Here is a 21472-nt window from a genome sequence, read left to right as displayed (position 1 = left end):
ACCGTCGCAGTGACACGAACCCCGACCGAAGCGCCGCCGGCGAGCGGCTGCCCGATCGTCCGCCCACACCCGGGCGGACCCGGACACGAGGATCGAATGCGCCCTGATCTGGACCGACCACACCTGTTGTGGGACCCGAGCGACGAGACGAGTAGTTGCGGAGTGGGCTTCATCACCCGCAAGGACGGCGTGCAGAAGCATTCGGTGATCACCAAGGCACGAGAGGCGCTCTGCTCGGTTCCCCACCGCGGCGGCATGTCTGCGTTGGGGGTGGGCGACGGCGGTGGTGTGTCCATGGATCTGTCGCTACGGTTCTTCCGCAAGGTCACCGGTCGTGCCGATCTGGCCCTGGGGCGTTTCTGTGTCGGGAACTTCTTCCTGCCGACGGAGGCCGATGGCGCCGACCGTGCCGCACGGCTGATCGAACGCACCATGCGCGGGCGGGGTTTCGGTGTGCTGACCGTCCGTCAGGTCCCCGTCGACGACTCCGCGCTCCGGCCTGCCGCCCTGTCGTATCAGCTACCCATCCGCCAGTGGGTGTTCTCGGCCCCCGAACCGTGTCCGGACCCCGCCGAACTCGACCATGCGGTTCAGCAGGCGCTGCTCGACATCGAGGCCGTCGCGTACACCGAGCCCCAGTTGGCGGGTCTGTATCCCCTGTCCCTGTCGGCACGCACCCAAGTGCTCAAGGGTCGCCTGTCCTCGCCCGAGGTCATCGACTACTTCACCGACCTGTCCGACGAGGACCATGCCGTCCACACTCTCTACTTCCACACCCGGTTCTCCACCAACACCGACCCGCACCCGACGATGGCGCAGCCGTTCCGGTTCCTCGCCCACAACGGAGAACTGAACACCGACAAGAAGAACCGGATCGCCCAGGTGACCGCCGCGACCGCGCAACACCGCAGCATCGTGCGCCCGCCCGGACAGTCCGACAGCAGCCGCCTCGATCAGACGGTCGCCGCACGAGTGATCGAGGACCGCGTGGATCTGATCACCGCGATCGTCTCGATGATGCCCCCGGCGTGGGAGAACGACACCACCCTGTCCGAACCGGTCCGGGCGATGTTCGAGTACTTCTCCCTCACCGAGGAGAAGAACGACGGTCCCGCGGCGGTCGTCTTCGGCGACGGAACCGTCATCGGCGCACGTCTCGACCGGCTCGGGCTGCGACCCCTGCGGACCGTCGAGACCACCGACTATCTCTGTGCTTTCTCCGAGGCCGGACAGATCGCCTTCCCACCGGAGTCGGTGATCGCGCGCGGACGTGTGTCGGCCGGCGGGATGATCTACTACGACCACCGCGAGCACCGCACCTACACCACCGACGACGCCTACGAGAAGCTCGCGGCCGCACGCGATTACCCGGCCCTGCTGCGGGCAGCGAAGGTCGACCTCGATGACATCGTCGTCGACGACGCACCGGTCGCGGTGCCGACCGCCGACGACCCGCTCACCGACCACCAGCGCTACCGTGCATATCTCCTCGACCAGGAGAGCTTCCGCTACTTCGTCGATCCCATGCTCACCGACGGGGCCGAACGCGTCTCCGCCATGGGTTTCGGCAACGCGATCAACGCCCTGACCGACATCGAACCCAGCGTGGCGCGATTCTTCTCCCAGCGGTTCGCCCAGGTGACGAACCCGCCGCTGGACAGCATCCGCGAAGCGGACGGGATGACCCTGCGGGTCGCGCTGGGCCCACGTCCTGCCACCGTCCCGCAATCGGGGCAGCGCACCCGCCAGATCATCCTGCGCACACCGATACTCGATGTCTCGCAGCTCGAAATCCTACTCAGGCAGCCTGTTACACCGGTCGGCGTGTTCGATTCATGCTTCACCATCCCGCCGGCCGGCACCGACATCGAGGACCGCGACGCACTCGTGGCGGCGCTCGGTCGGCTCGGCGACAAGATCGTCGACTTCGCCCGTGGCGGCGGCGGGATAGCCGTCCTCACCGATCGCGACATCTCGCCGACCCGCGCGGCGATTCCGATCATCTTCGCGATATCCGCCGTCAACCAGCGCCTGATCGCCGCCGGCCTGCGGCTACGGGTGTCCCTCGTCGCCGACACCGGGCAGGTGGAGTCGTCGCATCATCTCGCCGCCACACTGGGATTCGGTGCGGCCGCGGTACATCCCCACTCGATCGTGCGACGGGCGGCCGCACTGGGCGGGGACGCGACACAGCCGGCCGAGGCCTTCGCCCGGTGGGCCAAGGCAGCCGAGAAGTCGCTGATGAAGACGATGGGGCGAGTCGGGCTGTGCACGGTGGAGAGTTACATCGGCGGCGAGTTCTTCGAACCCAACTTCCTCGACACCGATGACGACCATCTCCGACGGTGGTTCCCCAACCTGCGTGCCCCGGTGGGTGGCGTCGGACTCGGTCCGATCGTCGCAGCGCTCACCCGGGCCCATCGGGCGGCGATCACCGAGGCGCCTTCCTCGGACAAGGATCTCCCCCTGCTCGGCCTCTTCAAGGAGCGATCCGACGGTGCGGGACACTCCTTCGGCGCCACCGCCGTCCGCCGCTATGCCGACCTCACCACCGAGAAGATCAGCTTCGCGACGGCCGACCGGGAATCCCCGTCGGCGACCGACGCGGACCGGACCGACGGGCTGCGGCTGCTGACCCTCGGCACACTCGACGACGCCTTCGGCCTCGACGCCGCCGCCTACACGGACAGTTCGTATGACCGTTTGTCCGACAACGACATCGACACGTTCACGATCACCGACGCCTATCGCGCGTTCGTCGACGACATCAACGCCCGCCGCGGAATCCGGCCGAGTGCACTGCGCGACATCCTCGGCCTGTCCACCGACACCTCCGGGGCCATCGGCCTGACCGACGTCCAACCGGCCCACGAGATCACCGCCACGTTCGCCTCCGGCGCCATGAGTCACGGTGCGCTGGTGGCCCCCGCCCACGAGGCGGTCGCCCACGGCACCAACATGGTCGGCGGGCTGTCCAACAGCGGCGAGGGCGGTGAGCACATGTCCCGCTACGGGACCATCCGCGCCTCGGCGATCAAACAGTTCGCGTCCGGCCGGTTCGGCATCTGGGCCGGCTATCTCGCCGACCCGATGCTGCGCGAACTCGAGATCAAGATCGGCCAGGGCGCCAAACCCGGCGAAGGCGGACAACTCCCCGCACCCAAGGTGACCGTGGAGATCGCCGCCGCCCGCGGGGGCACGCCCGGGGTGGAACTCGTGTCGCCGCCACCGCATCACGACACGTACTCCATCGAGGACCTGGCCCAGCTCATCCACGACTGCAAGGCCGCCCGAGTACGCGTCATCGTCAAACTCGTCTCGTCCGAGGGCATCGGGACGATCGCGGTCGGTGTCGCGAAGGCAGGTGCCGACGTCATCAACGTCGCCGGCAACACCGGTGGCACCGGGGCGGCGTCGGTGACGAGCCTGCGGTATGCGGGCCGGGCCGCCGAGATCGGTCTGGCCGAAGTACATCAGGCGTTATGCGCCAATGGCCTTCGCCAGAAGGTCGTCCTCCGGACGTCCGGTGCACACCAGACCGGACGCGACGTGGTCACCTCTGCCCTGCTGGGCGCGGACAGCTTCGAGTTCGGCACCTCGGCATTGATGATGATCGGCTGCGTCATGGCCAAGAACTGCAACATCAAATGCCCAGCCGGTCTGACCACCAATCCCGAGGTGTTCGACGGTGATCCACGCTCGATGGCCCAGTACCTGCTCAACGTCGCACACGAGGTCCGTGAACTCCTGGCCGATCTCGGGTTGAACAGCCTCCGGGCCGCGCGTGGGCGAACAGATCTGCTGTCGGTCATGGATCACCCCGCGATGGTCGGTGAACTGCGGTCAGACGCACTGCTGGCGCGTATCGATCCGGTGGCGATCACCGACCCGGTCTATCTGGAGCGCGACTTCGCGATCGACGACGAGATCGGCGAGCAGGTTCGCACCGCTCTGATCGACGCCCGCGCCGTCGACGTCGACGTCACGGCGCCGGTCCTGGGCAACCGCAGCAAGAGCGTCGGGGCACAACTCGCCGTGGACATCGAACGCACACTGAACCACCGACTGACCGGGGCCGAGGCCGAGAACCTCCCGAGCGTGTACGTCGACGAACGTGGACGTCGTTTCCTCGCGCCGGACACGGTTCGGGTCACCACTCGTGGCTCCGCCGGGCTGTCCTACGGCGCCTTCTGCAACGACGGCATGCGGCTGGAGCACACCGGCACGTGCAACGACGGTGTCGGCAAGTCGATGTCGGGCGGGACGGTGGTCGTCCGCTCCCCGGGCGGCGGATCGACGGCGGTCGGCGGCAACGTCCTGATCGGCAACTTCACGCTGTTCGGCGCCACCGGCGGTCGGCTGTTCGTCGAAGGTGAGGCCGGCGACAGATTCGCCGTCCGCAACTCCGGTACGACCGCGGTCGTCGAGGGTGTCGGCGAGTTCGCCTGTGAGTACATGACGAACGGGGCCGTGCTCAACCTCGGCGGGTTCGGCAAGGGCCTCGGCAACGGGATGAGCGGCGGATTCCTGTACCAGTACGACCCGGCCTGCGTCCTCGACAACCGCATCAGCGGCGCGGACATGGTGGTCGGTGCCATCACCGGTGTCGACGATCCGCTCGCCCCCATCCATCACCACGCCGTTCGGCAGATGCTCGAGATGCATGTCGCGGCGACGGGTTCGGCTCTGGGCACGCGGCTGCTCGAGAACTGGGAGACCGAACGTCACTACATCGCGTACGCGATGCCCCGGGCGCTGGTCGCCTACCAGGACAGCGATGCGCTGGTCGCGTCGATGTCGCATCGCGCACTGCTCGACGAACTCTCGTCGTCACTGGCGGGTCACCAGGTCCGGTCACTGAAGGTCGCGATCCGCAGCGGCGCGCCCGTCGCCGACGGCGTGGTGCCCGCGTACGGCGAGACCGACACCCTCGACATGTACCGATTGCTCAACGCGTTCACCGTGTTCGAGCTCGCGCGTCAGGTTGCCGGCACGAGACTGGCCAAGAGGCACGGCGCTGCGGGTCGGGGTATCGGGGGTCGGGGTATCGGGGGTCGGGGCGGGGCGGCAGATGAGCACGCGGTCGCTCTCGGCGCTCGAAACCTGGTACTCACCGAGGACTTCGACCTGGTGTCGCGAGTGGCCCGGTACGCGCGTGACGTCCTGGCCGGTTATACGGCAGAGCATCTGGCCGCTCTCATCGCCGCCAAACGCGTCGACGACTACAAGCAGGCGCTCGCCCGACGCAACGTCTGGTCGATGGACGCGCCCGGCACCTACGGCTGGATCCTTCTGCAGGATCGCAAGAATCGCGAGAAGTTGGGCGCGCTGCCCGGTTTCGACGACCTGTTCGCCGCCCTGGCGCTACCCGACGTCGCAGCCGGCGTCCGGACCTCGACCGACACAGCAAAGGTGGGATGACATGCAACTCCCCTACATCCCGGCGGATGTCCCGTTCACCGGCGACCAGAAGGCCTGGCTTGCCGGCTTCCTCGCGGGCCTCAACACCCGGATCGCGATGCCGACGTCTCCCACGGCGGTTCCGGCGGGCGGGCCGCAGGGTGCCGAGGCCTCCCCCGGCGGCGCGGTGACACTGCAGATCGTGTACGGAAGTCAGACCGGCACAGCGGAATCGGTGGCCGAGCAGATCGAGGACCTGGCCCGCCAGCACGGATTCGAACCCGTCCGGTGTGACCTCGACGCCCTGGACATCACCGCGTTGTCGGCGGCGCGGCGGCTCCTCGTGGTCACCTCCACCTACGGCGAGGGTGAGATGCCGGACAACGCCGAGCTCTTCTGGCAATCCCTCGCGGCTCCCGACGCCCCGCGCCTCGACGGGCTGTACTACGGCGTGCTGGCACTCGGCGATTCGATCTACGACGGCTTCTGCCAGGCCGGCAAGTACATCGACAACCGCCTGGCCGAGCTCGGCGCCACCCGTGTCGTCGATCGCGTCGACTGCGACGTCGACTACGAGGATCCCTCCACCGAGTGGATCTCGCGTGCCGTCCCCGCTCTCGCCTCCGTCGACGATGCCGCAACACCGGCCGACGCCGTGGCACCGTCGACGGAGCAGGTCGCACCCGAGCAGCCGGCCACGACGCCGGCACGGGCGCCACGACGTCCGAAGTCGAAATGGACACGCAAGAATCCGTACCCGGCGACGGTCGTCTCCAATACCGTCCTGTCGGCCCCGCACTCTGAGAAAGAGGTCCGGCATCTGGTGATCTCTCTGGGAGAGAGCGGTATCGAGTACGCACCCGGCGACGGGATCGGTATCACACCGGTCAACGACGCCGAGCTGGTCGACCGCGTCATCGCCCGGCTGGGGGTGCCACCGGACACGGTGATCACCGACCGTAAGTCGGAGCGATCGCTGCGTGATGCACTCACGCATCACTACGAGATCTCCACCCCCTCGAAGTACCTCGTCGAATACATCGCCGCCCGCACTCAGGATGCCGAGCTCACACATCTGACCGCGACGGGCGACCACGAGGCGCTCGACGCGTGGCTGTGGGGCAAAGACGTCCTCGACCTCCTCGACATCGATCCCGCGCTCACCATCACCCCCGAAGAATTGCTCGCCGAGCTGCGTCCACTGCAGCACCGGGTCTATTCGATCTCGTCGAGCCCCCTCGCACACGCGGGCACGGTGCACATCACGATGGCCACCGTGCGCTATCGCTCCGGCGACCGGCAGCGCGGCGGGGTGTGCTCGACCTACCTCGCCGACAGGCGGCCGGAGGGATCACAGGTCGACGTGTTCATCTCGGCGAACAACTCGTTCCGGCCGCCCGCCGACGACACCTCGGCGATCATGATCGGACCCGGCACCGGCATCGCGCCGTTCCGGTCCTTCCTACATGAACGCGCCACACGTGGAGCACGAGGCGCGAACTGGCTGTTCTTCGGCGACCAGCACCGTGATCGTGACTTCGTCTATGCCGACGAGATCGACACCTTTGTCGCCGACGGCGTGCTCGACCGGCTCGACCTGGCGTTCTCCCGCGACCAGGAGCACAAGGTCTATGTGCAGGACCGGATGCGCGAGAACGGGGCCGACCTGTTCGCGTGGCTGGAGGACGGCGCCCACCTCTACGTGTGCGGCGACGCGACCCGGATGGCCCGCGACGTCGACACCGCCCTGGTCGAGATCGTCGCCGAGCACGGCGGCGTGTCCGCCGATGCGGCGAAGGACTACGTCGACGACCTCAAACGGGCCAAACGGTATGCCCGAGACGTGTACTGACCAGACATCCACAACCCTGTGACCAACGGGAAAGGACCGGCAACGATGCCAGAATCGCCCCGCTCATCCGACTCCGAGGGACCCGGCGGGACACCGCTGCGCGCGTGCGGCCGCCACTGCCGGTGCGCTCGGTCGTCCCATGCGACCAATGACCTCGACACCCTCCTGGCGACTCCCGGATTCTCCGGGAGTCTGCTCGGTGCCGACGTGACCGCCGTCGCGGGCCGACTCCCGCTACTCGACCAGGTCGTCGGGGTGACGGTCGCCGGACCGGTACTCATGAACGCTGTCGGGATGCACGAGACCCCCGTGGGAAGCGGCGGTGCCATCCGATGCCGGCCGTCGCGGATCACGCTGCGGATCAACCCCGCCCGTCTGGGCTCGGCTCTGATCACCGATCCGGCCGCGCACATCCCGCCGACCCTGCGACTCTTCGACACCGACGGCAACACCGCGCACGCCACCTACCTGACCGAGCGATCCGATCGCCTGGCGTTCGAATCTCTTGCTCTCGGTGTGGGTTCCGCGGACGAGGAGAGGTCGGTGCCGGACATCGGCGCGTTCACCACGCCGGAGGCGGACCGCGACGCGATCGGTGAGGCCGGTACCGATCAGGTCGCCCAGTTCGATGCGATCCTCGACGACGGGGGCGCCGGTCGGCTCACGACGTTTCCCGGTCTGCGGCACTCGGGCCACACCCGCGTCGAATCGCGACGGGTGATCGCGGCGCTCGAGCACGCCGCGCTGTTGGGTATGCCGGCCACTCTCGTCACCGCCGCGCCGGGTTGCCTGCAGATGCACCACGATCAGCTCGACGGCGCACGCGAACACCGTGGATCGATGGTCATCGCAGGCGGGACGTGCCGCGCGATGATCAATTTCGAGCTGGTGTCCGAATGCTGGGTCACCTGGTCGGACGGAGTGTGGGGCCGAACGGGTTCGATCGAGCTCTACGATCGCCACGGCCGGTGCAGCATGGTCGTCACCCAGACCGGTCCGGTGTCCATGGCCGCATTCGAGGCGTGGAACCAGTTGGTGACCGACGTCGCGGACTGACTCCGCTCGCCGACCGGCGCCGATCCGGCACCGGTCGGGACGAGGCGATCAGTCGTCGTTCATCGCTCCCGGCGCGGTCTTCTGCACCTGCATGAGGAACTCGACGTTCGACTTCGTCTTCTTGAGCTGGCTGATGAGCAGGTCGATGGCCTGCTGCGAATCCAGACCGCTCAGCACCCGCCGGAGCTTGTGCACGATCTGGAACTCCTCCGGCGACAGCAACAACTCGTCCTTGCGGGTACCCGACGGGTTGACGTCGACCGCCGGGAACACCCGGCGTTCGGCGATCTTGCGATCGAGCTTCAACTCGGCGTTGCCGGTGCCCTTGAACTCCTCGAAGATGACCGTGTCACCGGTGGATCCGGTCTCCACCATCGCCGTGGCGATGATCGTCAGGGAGCCGCCGTGCTCGATGTTGCGCGCCGCGCCGAGGAAGCGCTTGGGCGGGTAGAGCGCGGTGGAATCGACACCACCGGACAGGATTCGGCCGGACGCCGGCGACGCATTGTTGTACGCGCGGCCGAGCCGGGTGATCGAGTCGAGCAGCACCACGACGTCTTTACCGTTCTCCACCAAGCGCTTTGCGCGTTCGATGGCGAGTTCGGCGACCGAGGTGTGGTCTGACGGCGGACGATCGAAGGTCGAGGCGATGACCTCACCCTTCACCGAACGCGTCATGTCGGTGACCTCTTCGGGACGCTCGTCGACGAGCACGACCATCAGATGGCATTCGGGGTTGTTGATGGTGATGGCGTTCGCGATGTCCTGCAGGATGGTCGTCTTACCGGCCTTCGGCGGAGAGACGATCAGCGCGCGCTGCCCCTTGCCGATCGGCATGATCAGGTCGATGACACGCGTGTCGAGTCGCTCGGGCGACGTCTCGAGCCGGAGCCGCTGATTCGGGTACAGCGGCGTCAGTTTGCCGAACTCGGGACGCTTCTTGGCGGTGTCGATGTCCGTGCCGTTGACCGAATCGAGACGCACCAGCGGGTTGAACTTCTGCCGCTGGTTGGGCTGCTCACCCTCACGCGGCACCTTGACCGCACCGGTGATCGCGTCGCCGCGCCGCAGTCCGTTCTTGCGGACCATGTTCATCGACACGTACACGTCGTTCGGGCCGGCCAGGTAGCCGGAGGTCCGGACGAAGGCGTAGTTGTCGAGGACATCGAGGATGCCGGCGACGGGCTGCAGCACATCGTCGTCGGACACCTGGGGCTCGCCCCCACCCGACGAATCACGGTCACGTCCACGGCGCCGCTCACGGAACCGACGTCCGCGGCGACCCCGGCCACCACCGTCACCGTCGTCATCGCGGTTGTTCTGGTTGCCCTGGCCGCCCTGATTGTTCTGGCCGCCCTGCTTGTCCTGCCCGTCGCGCTGGTTCTGGCCGTCGCGCTGGTTGTTGTCGCGCTGGTTGTTGTCCCGGCCCTGACCGTCGCGGCCGCCCTGGTTCCGGTTCTGGCCGCCGTCGCGTCCCTGGTTCCGGTTCCGGTTGCGACCACGCTGGTCATCGCCGGTCGACTCGTCAGCCTGGGCCTTCGTGCCCGAGCTCTCGGCAGCATCTGCGGAGCCGCCATCGGTCCGGGTGGCCTCGGCGGCCGGGGCACCTGCCGACGCGGCAGCACCGTTGTCGGCGGCTTCGTCGGACCCCGCGCGCCCGCGGCGACGACCCCGGGCAGGCGCGTCACCCTCGTCTGCCTTCGGCTCGCGCTCTTCGACCTTCGGCGAGCCGGACTCTGGGGCCTTCGACGAGCCGGACTCTGGGGCCTTCAGCCCGGCGGACTCGTCGGTCTTGGCCGCGCGACCCCTGCCCTTGCCCGACTCCGGCTCGGACAGCGTCATCTGGCCGTCGGCGTCGCCCTTCGACGACGTGCCGGCCTGACGCTCCTTGATGGCCGCGATGAGGTCGCCCTTACGCATCCCGGAGGTTCCCTTGATGCCCAGCTCTCCGGCCAGGGCGCGCAACTCGGTCAGCACCATCCCGGAGAGGCCGGAACGAGACTTGGTCGCCGACGCCCGGGTGGTCGAACTCACCGCGGACGAGGAGTCGCCGTCGGCGGCGCTCGTTGTCGGGGCTGGTGCGGTGATCAGGTCCGTATCCGTCACGGATGTCCTTTCGTTCCCCCACACAGATCTGGACTGCGTTGGGGTTCCTTTGTCACCCCGCCGTACTTCGGGCGGGCTTCGTCCTCGTCGGAGGTGTCCCTGGGAATCTCCTCAGAAGACGGTCAGAAGAAATGTGTCCGCTGCGGTGTGTCCGTTGGTCGTGCTCAGGGACTCCGGACAGAAGATCGTGCGACCGGCACCGGGCCAGCAGCCTGGATCATAGATCGGAGAGGAGCACGGCAAGACAAGCCTGCGCGGCTAGACCAGTATATGGTAACTCGCTCGAGAGGATTCCGGCAACACACCCTCGATTTCCCGAGAACGGCGTGTTCACATCGAGGTCAGTCCGACGACCGGGTGATCTCGACGCCGCCGGCGATCGCCACCGTGGATGCCACGAATCCCGATGCCGCGGCCACTTCACGCACGTCGCCGGGGACCGGGCCGATCGACAGCACGAGGACGGTGGGTCCGGCGCCGGAGACGGTCGCGGCGTATCCGCGCTCGCGCAGCTCCGCGACCAGCGCGGCGGTCGGCGCCATCGCCTCGGCGCGGTAGCCCTGATGCAGCCGATCGGCGGTGGCGGCGAACAGCGCGGTCGGGTCCGCGGTCAGGGCGACGACCGCCAGGGCCGCTCGACTGACGTTGAAGATCGCGTCGTGCCGCGGCACCGAGTCCGGCAGCAGTCCGCGGGTGAACGACGTCGACGATTCCGTGTCGGGGACGAACACCGTGGCGGTGATGTCGGGGTGCACCACGAGCCGTCGTGCCCGGTACCGGTTCTCGGGCGTCGACCCGGCGCCCCCCTGCTCCGTCCAGGTGACGACCGCCGAACCGAGCACACTCGCGGCGGCGTTGTCGGGGTGCCCCTCGAACTCCGACGACAGTTGCACCAGTTCGTCGGGGTCGAACGGTGGCCGGATGCCCGCCTCGGCCAGCAGACCGGACGCCGCCGCCAGGCCCGACACGGCGGCCGCCGCGGATGATCCGAGGCCGCGCGAATGTGGAATCGCGTTGACGCAGCGCAGTTTCAGACCTGGTGCGATCACCCCACCGGCACTCAGCCCACGCGCGATCGCCCGAGCGACGAGGTGGGACCCGTCATGGGGGACCTCGTCGGCGGCCTGACCGGCGACCTCGACCTCGATGCCGTCGGCGGTCGTCTCGACGATGACCTCGTCGTAGATGCCGAGCGCCACTCCGAGACAGTCGAAACCGGGACCGAGGTTCGCGCTCGATGCCGGAACCCGAACTCTGACCGAGATCCCTTCGGGAATCAGCACTTTCGCATCTGTCACGGCAATGTCGTCGGTCATCGTGCTGCCCGCTCCGGGCGCTTCAGCGGACACCGAGGGCATCGGCCACGGCGATCGGGTCCACCGGGATCGCCTCCACCTCGGGCATGCCCGCCAGCGCGGTGTCCGGGTCCTTGAGCCCGTTACCGGTCACGGTGCAGACGACGGTCGACCCGGCCTCGATCCAGCCATCGGCGCGCGCGGCCAGCAGACCGGCGACGCTGGCCGCCGACGCAGGCTCGACGAAGACGCCTTCACGTGCGGCAACCAACCGATACGCCTCGAGGAGCTTCTCGTCGGTCGCCGCGCGGAACTGCCCTGCGGACTCGTCCTTGGCCGCGACCGCCTGGTTCCAGCTCGCCGGGGAGCCGATGCGGATGGCCGTTGCGATGGTCTCCGGGTCCTTGACCGGCGCGCCGTTGACCAGCGGTGCGGCGCCGGCAGCCTGTACCCCCAGCATGCGCGGCACCGATGCGCTGACCCCGTCGCGATGGTATTCGGTGTAGCCCTTCCAATAGGCGGTGATGTTGCCCGCGTTGCCGACCGGCAGGGCGTGGACGTCGGGCGCGCGACCGAGCACGTCGACGATCTCGAAGGCCGCGGTCTTCTGTCCTTCGATCCGGGACGGGTTCACCGAGTTCACCAACTCGATCTCGCCGAACTCCGCGGTCGCCTTGCGGGCGAGTTCGAGGCAGTCGTCGAAGTTGCCCTGGACCTGGATGATCTTCGCGCCGTGCATGACCGCCTGGGCCAGTTTGCCCATCGCGATCTTGCCCTCCGGGATGAGGACCGCGCAGGTGATCCCCGCCCGGGTCGCGTAGGCCGCAGCCGACGCGGAGGTGTTGCCGGTGGACGCGCACAGCACGGCGGTCTTGCCGTTGTTGACCGCGGTGCTGACGGCCATCGTCATCCCCCGGTCCTTGAACGATCCGGTCGGATTCAGGCCCTCGACCTTCAGATACACCTCACAGTCGGTGAGCTGCGACAGATGCGGGGCCGCTATGAGCGGCGTCCCACCCTCGAGGAGGGTGACGACCTGCCAGTCGTCGCCGACCGGCAGCCGGTCGCGATACGCCTCGATCAGTCCGGGCCAGCGCTGATGCACCGGGGTCACGTCAGTCATCGGTTCCTTCCAATCGCAGGACACTCGACACCTTGAGCACGGAGTCCATGTCCTCAAGTGCGGCAACGCATTCCGACTGCGCCCGGTCCGGCGCGCGGTGGGTGACCAGGATGAGGCGCGCGTCGTCGCCCGCACCCTCCTGCCGGACCGCGGCGATGGAGACCGACCGCTTGGTGAACTCACCGGCCACCTGGGCGAGCACACCGGGCTTGTCGGCGACCTTCATCGAGATGTAGTAGCGGGTGGGCACATCGTCGATCGGCGCGATCGGCAGTGACGCGTAGGTCGACTCGAGCGGCCCTCGCCCGCCGTGCACCTTGTTGCGCGCGGCCATCACCATGTCGCCGAGCACCGCCGACGCGGTGGGCGAGCCACCGGCACCCTGCCCGTAGAACATCAACCGGCCGGCGTTCTCGGCCTCGACGACGACGGCGTTGAACGCGCCGTTCACCGACGCGAGCGGATGACTCAGCGGGATGAGGGCGGGATACACCCGCGCGGAGATGCTCTGCCGGCCGTCGGTGCCGTGCACCCGCTCACAGATCGACAGCAGCTTCACGGTGCAGTCGAACTTCTTGGCCGCCACCAGATCGGCGGAGGTGACCGACGAGATCCCCTCGCGGTGCACGTCGGCCGCGGTCACCCGGGTGTGGAAGGCGATGGACGCCAGGATGGCCGCTTTGGCCGCGGCGTCGTAGCCCTCGACGTCCGCCGTCGGATCGGCCTCGGCGTACCCGAGCCGGCCGGCCTCGGCGAGCGTGTCGCCGTAGTCGGCGCCGGTCTCGTCCATCGCGCTGAGGATGAAGTTGGTGGTGCCGTTGACGATCCCGGCGACCCGCTCCACCGTGTCACCGGCCAGCGATTGCATCAGCGGGCGGACGACCGGGATCGCCCCGGCGACCGCGGCCTCGAAGTACAGGTCGACCTTCCGGTTGGCCGCGGCGGTCGCCAGCTCACCGGTGTACTCCGCCAGCAATGCCTTGTTGGCGGTGACGACCGACTTGCCGTTCTCCAGTGCCGTGCGGATCAGTCCACGCGCCGGGTCGATCCCGCCCATCAGTTCGACGACGATGTCGACGTCGTCGCGGGCGACGAGTGCGGCCGGATCGTCGGTCAGCAACTCCTGGGCGACCTTGCGCGGCTTACCGAGATCGCGGACGGCCACCCCGCGCAGCTCGACCGGGGCGCCGACCCGCGACTGCAGGTCGCCGGCGCTCTCGTCGAGGATGCGCACGACCTCGGCGCCGACGTTGCCCATGCCGAGCACGGCCACGCCGATCGTGCGGTCCGGGTTGTCTGTCATTCGGTCACCTCCAGGGCGAGGAAGTCGTCGATCGTCTCACGGCGCAGCATCAGTCGTGCCGATTCGTCGCGGACCGCCACCACCGCGGGCCGCATCGCCATGTTGTAGCGGCTCGACATGGAGTAGCAATAGGCCCCGGTGGCCGCCACGGCCACCAGATCCCCCGGTGCGACGTCGCCGGGCAACCAGCAGTCCTTGATGACGATGTCACCGCTCTCGCAGTGCTTGCCGACCACCCGGCTGACCACGGCCGGGGCATCGGAGACCCGGGAGACCAGGCGGATGTCGTATTCGGCCTGATAGAGCCCGGTGCGGATGTTGTCGCTCATGCCGCCGTCGACACTCACGTAGCGGCGGGTCAGGTTCTTGCCGACGGTCACGTCCTTGACCGTTCCGACCCGGTAGAGGGTGACGGTGCCGGGGCCGGCGATCGCACGACCGGGTTCGACCGCGATGGTCGGCATCGGCAAGCCCAGGGCGGCGGATTCGCGGCGGACGATGTCGGCGAGCGTCTCCGCGACGTCACCGATCGGCAGCGGATCGTCGTCGGGCAGGTAGGAGATGCCCAGTCCGCCACCGAGATCCACCACCGACAGCTGCGCGGTCTTGTCCACGCCGAACTCGGCGACGACATCTTTGAGCAGTCCCAGGACGCGGTGGGCAGCGAGCTCGAATCCGTCCATGTCGAAGATCTGCGAACCGATGTGGCTGTGCAGGCCGACCAGGCGCAGATTGTCGGTGGCGAACACCCGGCGCACCGCGGCCATTGCGACACCGCCGGCCAGTGCGAATCCGAACTTCTGGTCCTCGTGCGCGGTGGAGATGAACTCGTGCGTGTGTGCTTCGACGCCCACGGTCACACGGACGAGGACATCGGCGACGATCCCGCGCTCGCCGGCCAGCGCGTCGAGCCGTTCGATCTCGATCATCGAGTCGCAGACGATGTGCCCGACGCCCATGTCGAGCGCCATGGCCAGTTCGTCGACGCTCTTGTTGTTGCCGTGCAACGCGATCCGCTCCGGCGGGAACCCGGCATGACGGGCGATGGCCAGTTCGCCGCCGGTGCAGACGTCGAGGCACAGGCCCTCTTCCTCGACCCAGCGAGACACCTCGGTGGACAGAAAGGCCTTCGACGCGTAGTGGACCCGCCCGTAGGGGCCGAAGGCCGCGAGCATGTCGGCGCATCGCGACCGGAAGTCAGCCTCGTCGACCACGAACAACGGTGTCCCGTAGGTCTCGGCGAGTTCGCCGACACCGATTCCGGCGAGCCGGACCTCGCCGGAATCGTCGCGGGCGGCGTGCCGCGGCCACACGTTGGCGGGGATCGTCGCGAGTTCGGCAGGATCGTTGGGCCGCTCCGCGAGATGCGGCGCCGCAAGGAGTTCGGCGTGCCGGGGGCCGGCCGGGTGCGCGTTCACATCCGCTCCGGTGCGCTCACGCCGACGAGCTCGAGGCCGTTGGCGATGACCTGTCGGGTCGCGTCGCACAGTGCCAGTCGCGCGGCATGGATGTCGCCGGGCGTTTCGTCGCCCTGCGGGAGGACGCGACACCGGGCGTAGAAGCGGTGGTAGGCACCGGCCAGGCTCTCCAGGTACCGGCAGATCCGGTGCGGTTCACGCAGTTCCGCGGCGGTGGCGACCACTTCGTCGAAATCGCCGATCGTCCGGATCAGTTCGCCCTCCGCCGGGTCGTCGAGCAGGTCGAGGTGGGCGGTCGACATCGTCAGCCCCAACTCGGCGGCGTTGCGGTCCAGCGCCGAGAGCCGCGCGTGCGCGTACTGGACGTAGTACACCGGGTTGTCGTTCGACTGTTTGCGGAGCAGGTCGAGGTCGATGTCGATGTTGACGTCCACCGAGGATCGGATCAGCGCATACCGGGCGGCGTCCACACCGACGGCATCGACGAGATCGTCGAGAGTGATGACGGTCCCCGCCCGCTTGCTCATCCGGACCGGTTTGCCATCGCGGACGAGGTTGACCATCTGGCCGATGAGGACCTCGACGGTGGCCGGATCGTCGCCGAGTGCGGCGGCCGCCGCCTTGAGCCGGCTGATGTAGCCGTGATGGTCGGCGCCGAGCATGTAGAAGCACAGATCGAAGCCACGCTCGCGCTTGTCCTTGTAGTACGCGATGTCACCTGCGATGTAGGCGGCGTCACCGTCGCTCTTGATCACGACCCGGTCCTTGTCGTCACCGAAGTCGCTCGACCGCAGCCACCAGGCTCCGTCTGCCTCGTACAGATTGCCGTTGGCCTTGAGTTCGGCGATGCACTTGTCCACCAGACCCGACGTGAACATCTTGTTCTCGTGGGTGTAGACGTCGAAGTCGGTGCCGAAGTCGTGCAGGCTCGTCTTGATCTGGTCGAACATCGACTCCACGCCGATGGACCGGAAGGTCTCCAGCCGCTGCGCGTCGGGCTGGTCCAGCACACCGGGCACCTGTTCGACGACCTGCGCGGCGATCTCGGCGATGTAGTCGCCGGCATAACCGTCGTCGGGGGTCGGCTCCCCCTTCGCCGACGCCTCCAGCGACCTGGCGAACCGGTCGATCTGGGTGCCGTGATCGTTGAAGTAGTACTCCCGCGTGACGTCGGCGCCGCGCGCCGACAGGACACGGCCGAGTGCGTCACCGACCGCGGCCCACCGGGTGCCGCCCAGATGAATGGGCCCGGTCGGGTTGGCGGAGACGAACTCGAGGTTGATGGTGCGGTCGGAGAGCTCGGACCCGCGACCGTAGGCGGCGGCATCGTCGAGGACGGTCGCGACGACGGAGTTCTGCGCGGCGGCCGCCAGCCAGATGTTCACGAATCCGGGGCCCGCCACCTCGGCTTTCGCGATGCCGTCGGTGTTCGCGAAGGCATCGGCGAGCCAGCCCGCGAGATCACGCGGGGCCACCCCGAGCTGCTTGCCGAGCCGGAGCGCGATGTTGGTCGCGTAATCGCCGTGGTCGGCGTGCCGCGGGCGCTCCACGACGACGGTCTCGGGCACCAGTGAATCGTCGAGGCCGCGGTCGCGGACGACGGTCAGGGTCACGGTGCGCAACAGCGCAGCGAGGTCGGCGGGAGTCACGGTGCACCATCCTATTGGCCCACGTCCCGGCGGGGACAATCGCCTCCTGCCGTCGGGCCGGCGACGCGCAGCTTGCCACCAGACGCGCAGGCTGCAACCTGCACATGTGGTTGGAGGGTGCGCGTCAGAGGGGCGCGCGCGGGCGAAATCAATACTGTGCCCCCGATAGGATTCGAACCTATGGCCTTCTGCTCCGGAGGCAGACGCTCTATCCCCTGAGCTACGGGGGCTCAACGGGCGAGAGTCAGCCTAGCGCACGCGTCGCGGTGACCCCAAAACGTATGCGGCGCGTCGCCTCGCGGGCCGTCGGCGTCACACCGCGACGACCTCGGCGCCGGGGACGTCGCGGTATCGGTCGGGACTACAGGTCAGCACGATGACCTGGGCATCGCGGCCGGCCGCACCGAGGACCCCGGCCATCGCCGCCAGGCGTTGCGGATCGCTGTAGCCGAGCGCGTCGTCGACGAGAACCGGCACGCCGTCGTCCTCGTCGACCAGGGTGGCGCAGGCCAGCCGGGTGAGCAGCGCCAGCTGCTCGCGCGCACCCCCGGACAGAGAATCATGTCGGATGGTGACGCCGTCCACGGTCCGCGACACGACGTCGAGACTGTCGTCGACGTCGAACCGGACTCCCTCGCCGAAGACGTAGGCGCCCAACTCCTCCAGACGACGGGCGAACGGATCGGCGTAGCGGGTACGCGCCTGCTGCCGTTTGTCGGTGAGGGTCCGGAAGAGCAGTTCGGCCGCATCCGCGCGCCGCGTGACGCGGGCCAGCGTCGCGCGCGCGGCGTCGTGCTCGGCCGCGGCCTCCTGGAGATCGTCGAATCGGGACTCGTCGCGGTAGAGCTCGATCCGGGTGCGCACTTCGGTTGCCTGGCGTTCGAGCTCGGCGTGCTCACGGTCGATGGCAGCCAGGTGGCCGCCGACCCGCTCGCGGCGGAGTCCGATCTCGGTGACGTCGAGGCGCGTGAGTTCACGCTCGAGGTGGCCGACGCGATCGCGAGCCTCGGTGAGACGCCGGGCGGCGAGCTCGACGGTGCGGCGGGCGTCGTCATCGCCGAGCTCCGTGAGAAGCGCGGCGCGGCGCTCGTGCAACTCGGCCACCCGCTCCGCAAGTCGGTCACGCTCCTCCCCGGCCATACGAACCTGGGTGCGCGCGTCTCGTTCGGCCGACTGACGCTGTGTCACTGCGCGTTCCGCCGACATGACGAGTTCGGACAGCTCACGCTCGGTGTCGGCGAGGGATGCGATGTCGTCGGGGTCGACGTCGCCCGACGACGGATCGGCATCGACGAGGGCAGCCAGCTCGTCACGACGCGCGCAGAGGGCGTCGCGCGCGGAGCCGGCGAGCAGGTCCTCGGCGCGGCGCCGCAACACCGAACGCCGTTCGACGAGGTCTGCGCGCTCACGAGCCCGGTCCGTGTGGTCGTCGAGGGCGTCGAGTCCATGGTGGGCGCAGAACGCTTGGATCTCACCGTCCGTGGTCGTCAGCTCGTCGGCCGGACCTGCGGTGTCCGCACCCGGCCGGACGGCGACGCGGATGATCCCGTCGACCTCGATGAGCGCATCGTCGACGGCCACCCGGTCGGCGACGGTGTCGATGGGTTCGCCGTCGACGGTCACCGGCACCGAACCGGTCCGCTCCACGGTGAAACGCGCGGCCGTCGCCTCCAGGCGCGCCTGCGCAACCGCCCGGCGCCGGGCCAGTTCGACCGCGGTTCGGACCGCCGCCCCGTCCATCCCGTTGGCCGCCAAGGCATCGTCGATACTGGCGGATTGAGTTGCGATGCGGTCTATTTCGGCGATCCGTTGCTCGAGGTCACGCAACGTCCGACGGTGCTCCCGGCTACGCTGGGTGGCCTGCGCAGCCGACAGGGCGCTGCGTACCATCTCCCACCGCTCACGCACCGCGCGCAGTTCATCCTGCAGCGCGCGACCGTCGGCGGCAGCGCGTTCGGCCCGGACACCATGCGCCCGGATACTCGCCGCCAGTTCTTCTGTTTCACGTGTTGTCGTATCGATCTGGGTGGCGACCCGCTCACGCTCCTCGACGTCACGCCGGGCGAGCTGGCTGACCGTGAGCAGGTGCCGGGCCTCCGCGCTCGCCGAGGCGAGCTCGGTCTGCAGCCGCTCGATCTCCGCCCAGCTCACGGCGAGTTCGTCGCGCTCGACCTCACGGAGCTCCCGGGCCCGCGCCAACTCGGCTCGGCGCTCGAGGATCTCGTCGAGCCGACGCGCATCGGCGTCGACGGCCTCCCGGGCCCGCGTCAACGCCGTGACCCGGTCCGCTGCCTCATCGGCAGCCCGGATCGCGTCGGCGAGTTCGCCGGTCGGACGTCGTTGTCCCAGTGTCCGATAGCGCCGGCATTCCGCGGCGGCGGCATCGATCAGCGTCTGGTCCTCGACGTCGCCGCCACCGTCCCCGCGGTCGGCGGCACCGTCGGTGGCCTCGGAAGCACGGTCGAGCGCACGCGCCAGGGCCGAACTGTCGCCCACCGCAACACCACTCGATTCACCGGACTGCAACATGCGCAGGGCGCGGAAAAGGGTGAGGTCGGCGTGCGCGCCGATGATCTCGCCGACTCGTTCGTGCGCATCACGCCCGGTGATGTGTTCGGGCCGCGGCCGATGCACCGTCAAGGTGGTCGAAGGCTGCTTGTTGAACCGCTTTCCGTAGGTGAAATGCCAAGGTCCGCAGGACATCTCGACCTCGACCTCGGTTCCGACCTCGCGCCCGGCGGGCATGATCGACCGTACCTTCGCCGACTTGGAATCGGCGCGGGTGTCGAGCAGCAGCGCGAGCGCCTCGATCATCGACGACTTGCCCGCCTCGTTGGCACCCTCGACGACGGTCACCCCCCGGTCGGCGAAGCGGACGTCCCGGTCGGCGACACCGCGGAAGTCCTGTAGGCGGATCCGGTGCAGCCTCATCGTGCGTTCCCCGCCAGCCGCCGCAACAACGCCAGTGCGTCACGCGCACTGCCCGCGCTGTCAGGATCGTCGGATCGGCTGCGGGCAAACAGTTCCTCGGCCGCGTCACGCACATATCCGCCGACGGCGAGCTCGCCGAGGTCGGCGTCGTCGGCGAGCACGACGAGGTCGTCGGCTCGTCCCCACCGGGTCACCGCGGCGAACCGGTCGGCGCATTCGTCGAGCAGATCGTCGAGCACGGCACTGTCGGCGACCGAGATCGACCCGACGAGACCCAGCTGCAGCACCGTGCGGGATTTGTCGTCGATGTCGTCGAGCCGGGCACGCAAGGCCTCGATGTCGGCGAGGCCGCCGAGGTCGGTGGAGATGGTCCGGAACGACCACTGCCCCACGCGATGCGGCGCGACCTCGATCTCACGCGCCGCGCCGGACCGGCGCAGGGTGACCGCGAGTGCGTGCCCCGGGGACTCCTCGATGTGGTCGAAGTTGGTCACCTCGTGCGCACCCGGATACCAGATCCGTCCGGTGGAGCCGACGGACGTCACCGAGTGGCGGTCACCGAGCGCGACGTAGTCCACGATCCCGGACTCGACCGCGGTCTCGAGCGATCCGAGGCCGATGAGCGACGTGCCGTTGCCGGGGGTCATCTCGTCGACTCCCCCGTGCCCCACCAGGATCCGGATGCCGTCGCCGGACGACAGGCGGGCGACCTGACGGCCGACGAGGTCCGCGCCGGGATGTTTGTGCGCCCATGGTGCGGCCACGAGTTCGACCCCGTCGCGGACCTGATGCACGCCGTCGCCCGACAGGACGGTGACGTTGTCCGGGCAGGCCTGCACGAATGTCCGCGAGCGGTAGACCCCGGCCGCGTCGTAGGGATCGTGGTTGCCCGGCAGCAGATAGACGGGAACGCCGAAGGTTGCGAGGGCGTCGAGCGTGCGCCGGATGATCCTCGACGACACCCGCTGGTCTTCGAACACATCCCCGGCCACCACCACGAACTCCGCGTCGACCTCCGCGGCGAGTGCACCGATTCGTTCGATCGCCTCGTGGCGGGCCGCGGTGTAGGCGTGCGCCGCCTCGGGACCGAGGTAGTGGCGGGTCATCCCGAGCTGCCAGTCGGCGGTGTGCACGAAGGTGACCTCGTGGGCCGTCTCCGATCCCGGAGCCGCGTGCTCGCGGCGCGACTCGGCCCGGCCGATCACCCGCGGCCGGGGAACTGGCAGCTCGGCATCGGTCTGCTCGGGATCGGGCAGCTCGAACAACGGCACGGTCATCTCTCACCTCCCACTCTCGTGCCGCATCCTACGAGCGTCGGCCGACAGACTGTGGGAGGCGA

Annotated in this window: 11 protein-coding genes and 1 tRNA gene; 3 read left to right on the top strand and 9 right to left on the bottom strand. The window is 68.6% G+C overall.

Going from position 1 to position 21472, the window contains the following annotated elements:
• Positions 1-96 precede the first annotated feature (96 nt).
• Genes V1Y59_RS05555 through V1Y59_RS05545 form a run of 3 tightly spaced genes read left to right on the top strand, consistent with a single transcriptional unit; the run spans position 97 to position 8308 of the window.
• A complete protein-coding gene (locus V1Y59_RS05555; RefSeq protein WP_330503831.1) occupies positions 97-5421 on the top strand; it encodes a glutamate synthase-related protein in 5325 nt (1774 codons plus the stop codon).
• Position 5422: 1 nt separating this feature from the next.
• Entirely contained in the window at positions 5423-7252 is a 1830-nt protein-coding gene (locus V1Y59_RS05550; protein ID WP_330503830.1) for a sulfite reductase subunit alpha, read from the top strand.
• A gap of 45 nt (positions 7253-7297) precedes the next feature.
• Positions 7298-8308 carry a ChuX/HutX family heme-like substrate-binding protein gene (locus V1Y59_RS05545; protein WP_330503829.1) on the top strand — a complete coding sequence of 337 codons (1011 nt, stop codon included), beginning with the start codon at positions 7298-7300 and terminating at the stop codon, positions 8306-8308.
• 48 nt (positions 8309-8356) lie between these two features.
• On the opposite strand, the gene rho is transcribed toward V1Y59_RS05545, so the two are convergent.
• The 9 genes from rho to V1Y59_RS05500 form a co-directional block, all read right to left on the bottom strand.
• On the bottom strand, positions 8357-10414 hold the full coding sequence (rho, locus tag V1Y59_RS05540; RefSeq protein WP_330503828.1) for a transcription termination factor Rho: 2058 nt from the start codon (positions 10412-10414) through the stop codon (positions 8357-8359).
• 341 nt (positions 10415-10755) lie between these two features.
• Complete coding sequence (gene thrB / locus V1Y59_RS05535) at positions 10756-11772, bottom strand: homoserine kinase (RefSeq protein ID WP_431309103.1); 1017 nt, start codon at positions 11770-11772, stop codon at positions 10756-10758.
• Positions 11753-12832, bottom strand: coding sequence for a threonine synthase (gene thrC / locus V1Y59_RS05530; protein WP_330430400.1), 1080 nt, complete (start codon positions 12830-12832; stop codon positions 11753-11755). The genes thrB and thrC overlap by 20 nt, the downstream gene beginning before the upstream one ends.
• Positions 12825-14135 carry a homoserine dehydrogenase gene (locus tag V1Y59_RS05525; protein WP_330503826.1) on the bottom strand — a complete coding sequence of 437 codons (1311 nt, stop codon included), beginning with the start codon at positions 14133-14135 and terminating at the stop codon, positions 12825-12827. Before V1Y59_RS05525 ends, thrC begins: the two co-directional genes overlap by 8 nt.
• The gene (gene lysA, locus V1Y59_RS05520; protein ID WP_330503825.1) at positions 14132-15553 is read right to left on the bottom strand and encodes a diaminopimelate decarboxylase; all 1422 of its coding nucleotides are present in this window, start codon (positions 15551-15553) and stop codon (positions 14132-14134) included. The genes V1Y59_RS05525 and lysA overlap by 4 nt, the downstream gene beginning before the upstream one ends.
• On the bottom strand, positions 15550-17202 hold the full coding sequence (argS, locus tag V1Y59_RS05515) for an arginine--tRNA ligase (RefSeq protein WP_330503824.1): 1653 nt from the start codon (positions 17200-17202) through the stop codon (positions 15550-15552). The genes lysA and argS overlap by 4 nt, the downstream gene beginning before the upstream one ends.
• A 157-nt stretch (positions 17203-17359) precedes the next feature.
• Positions 17360-17432, bottom strand: a tRNA-Arg gene (locus tag V1Y59_RS05510).
• Positions 17433-17514: 82 nt separating this feature from the next.
• The gene (locus tag V1Y59_RS05505; RefSeq protein ID WP_330503823.1) at positions 17515-20133 is read right to left on the bottom strand and encodes an AAA family ATPase; all 2619 of its coding nucleotides are present in this window, start codon (positions 20131-20133) and stop codon (positions 17515-17517) included.
• The gene (locus tag V1Y59_RS05500; RefSeq protein WP_330503822.1) at positions 20130-21410 is read right to left on the bottom strand and encodes a metallophosphoesterase family protein; all 1281 of its coding nucleotides are present in this window, start codon (positions 21408-21410) and stop codon (positions 20130-20132) included. The genes V1Y59_RS05505 and V1Y59_RS05500 overlap by 4 nt, the downstream gene beginning before the upstream one ends.
• Between the last annotated feature and the right edge of the window lie 62 nt (positions 21411-21472).

This window comes from Gordonia prachuapensis, from assembly GCF_036350515.1.
Taxonomy (GTDB): domain Bacteria; phylum Actinomycetota; class Actinomycetes; order Mycobacteriales; family Mycobacteriaceae; genus Gordonia; species Gordonia prachuapensis.
Note: the sequence above shows the minus strand (reverse complement) of the source record. Positions and strands in the feature narration are given on the sequence as shown.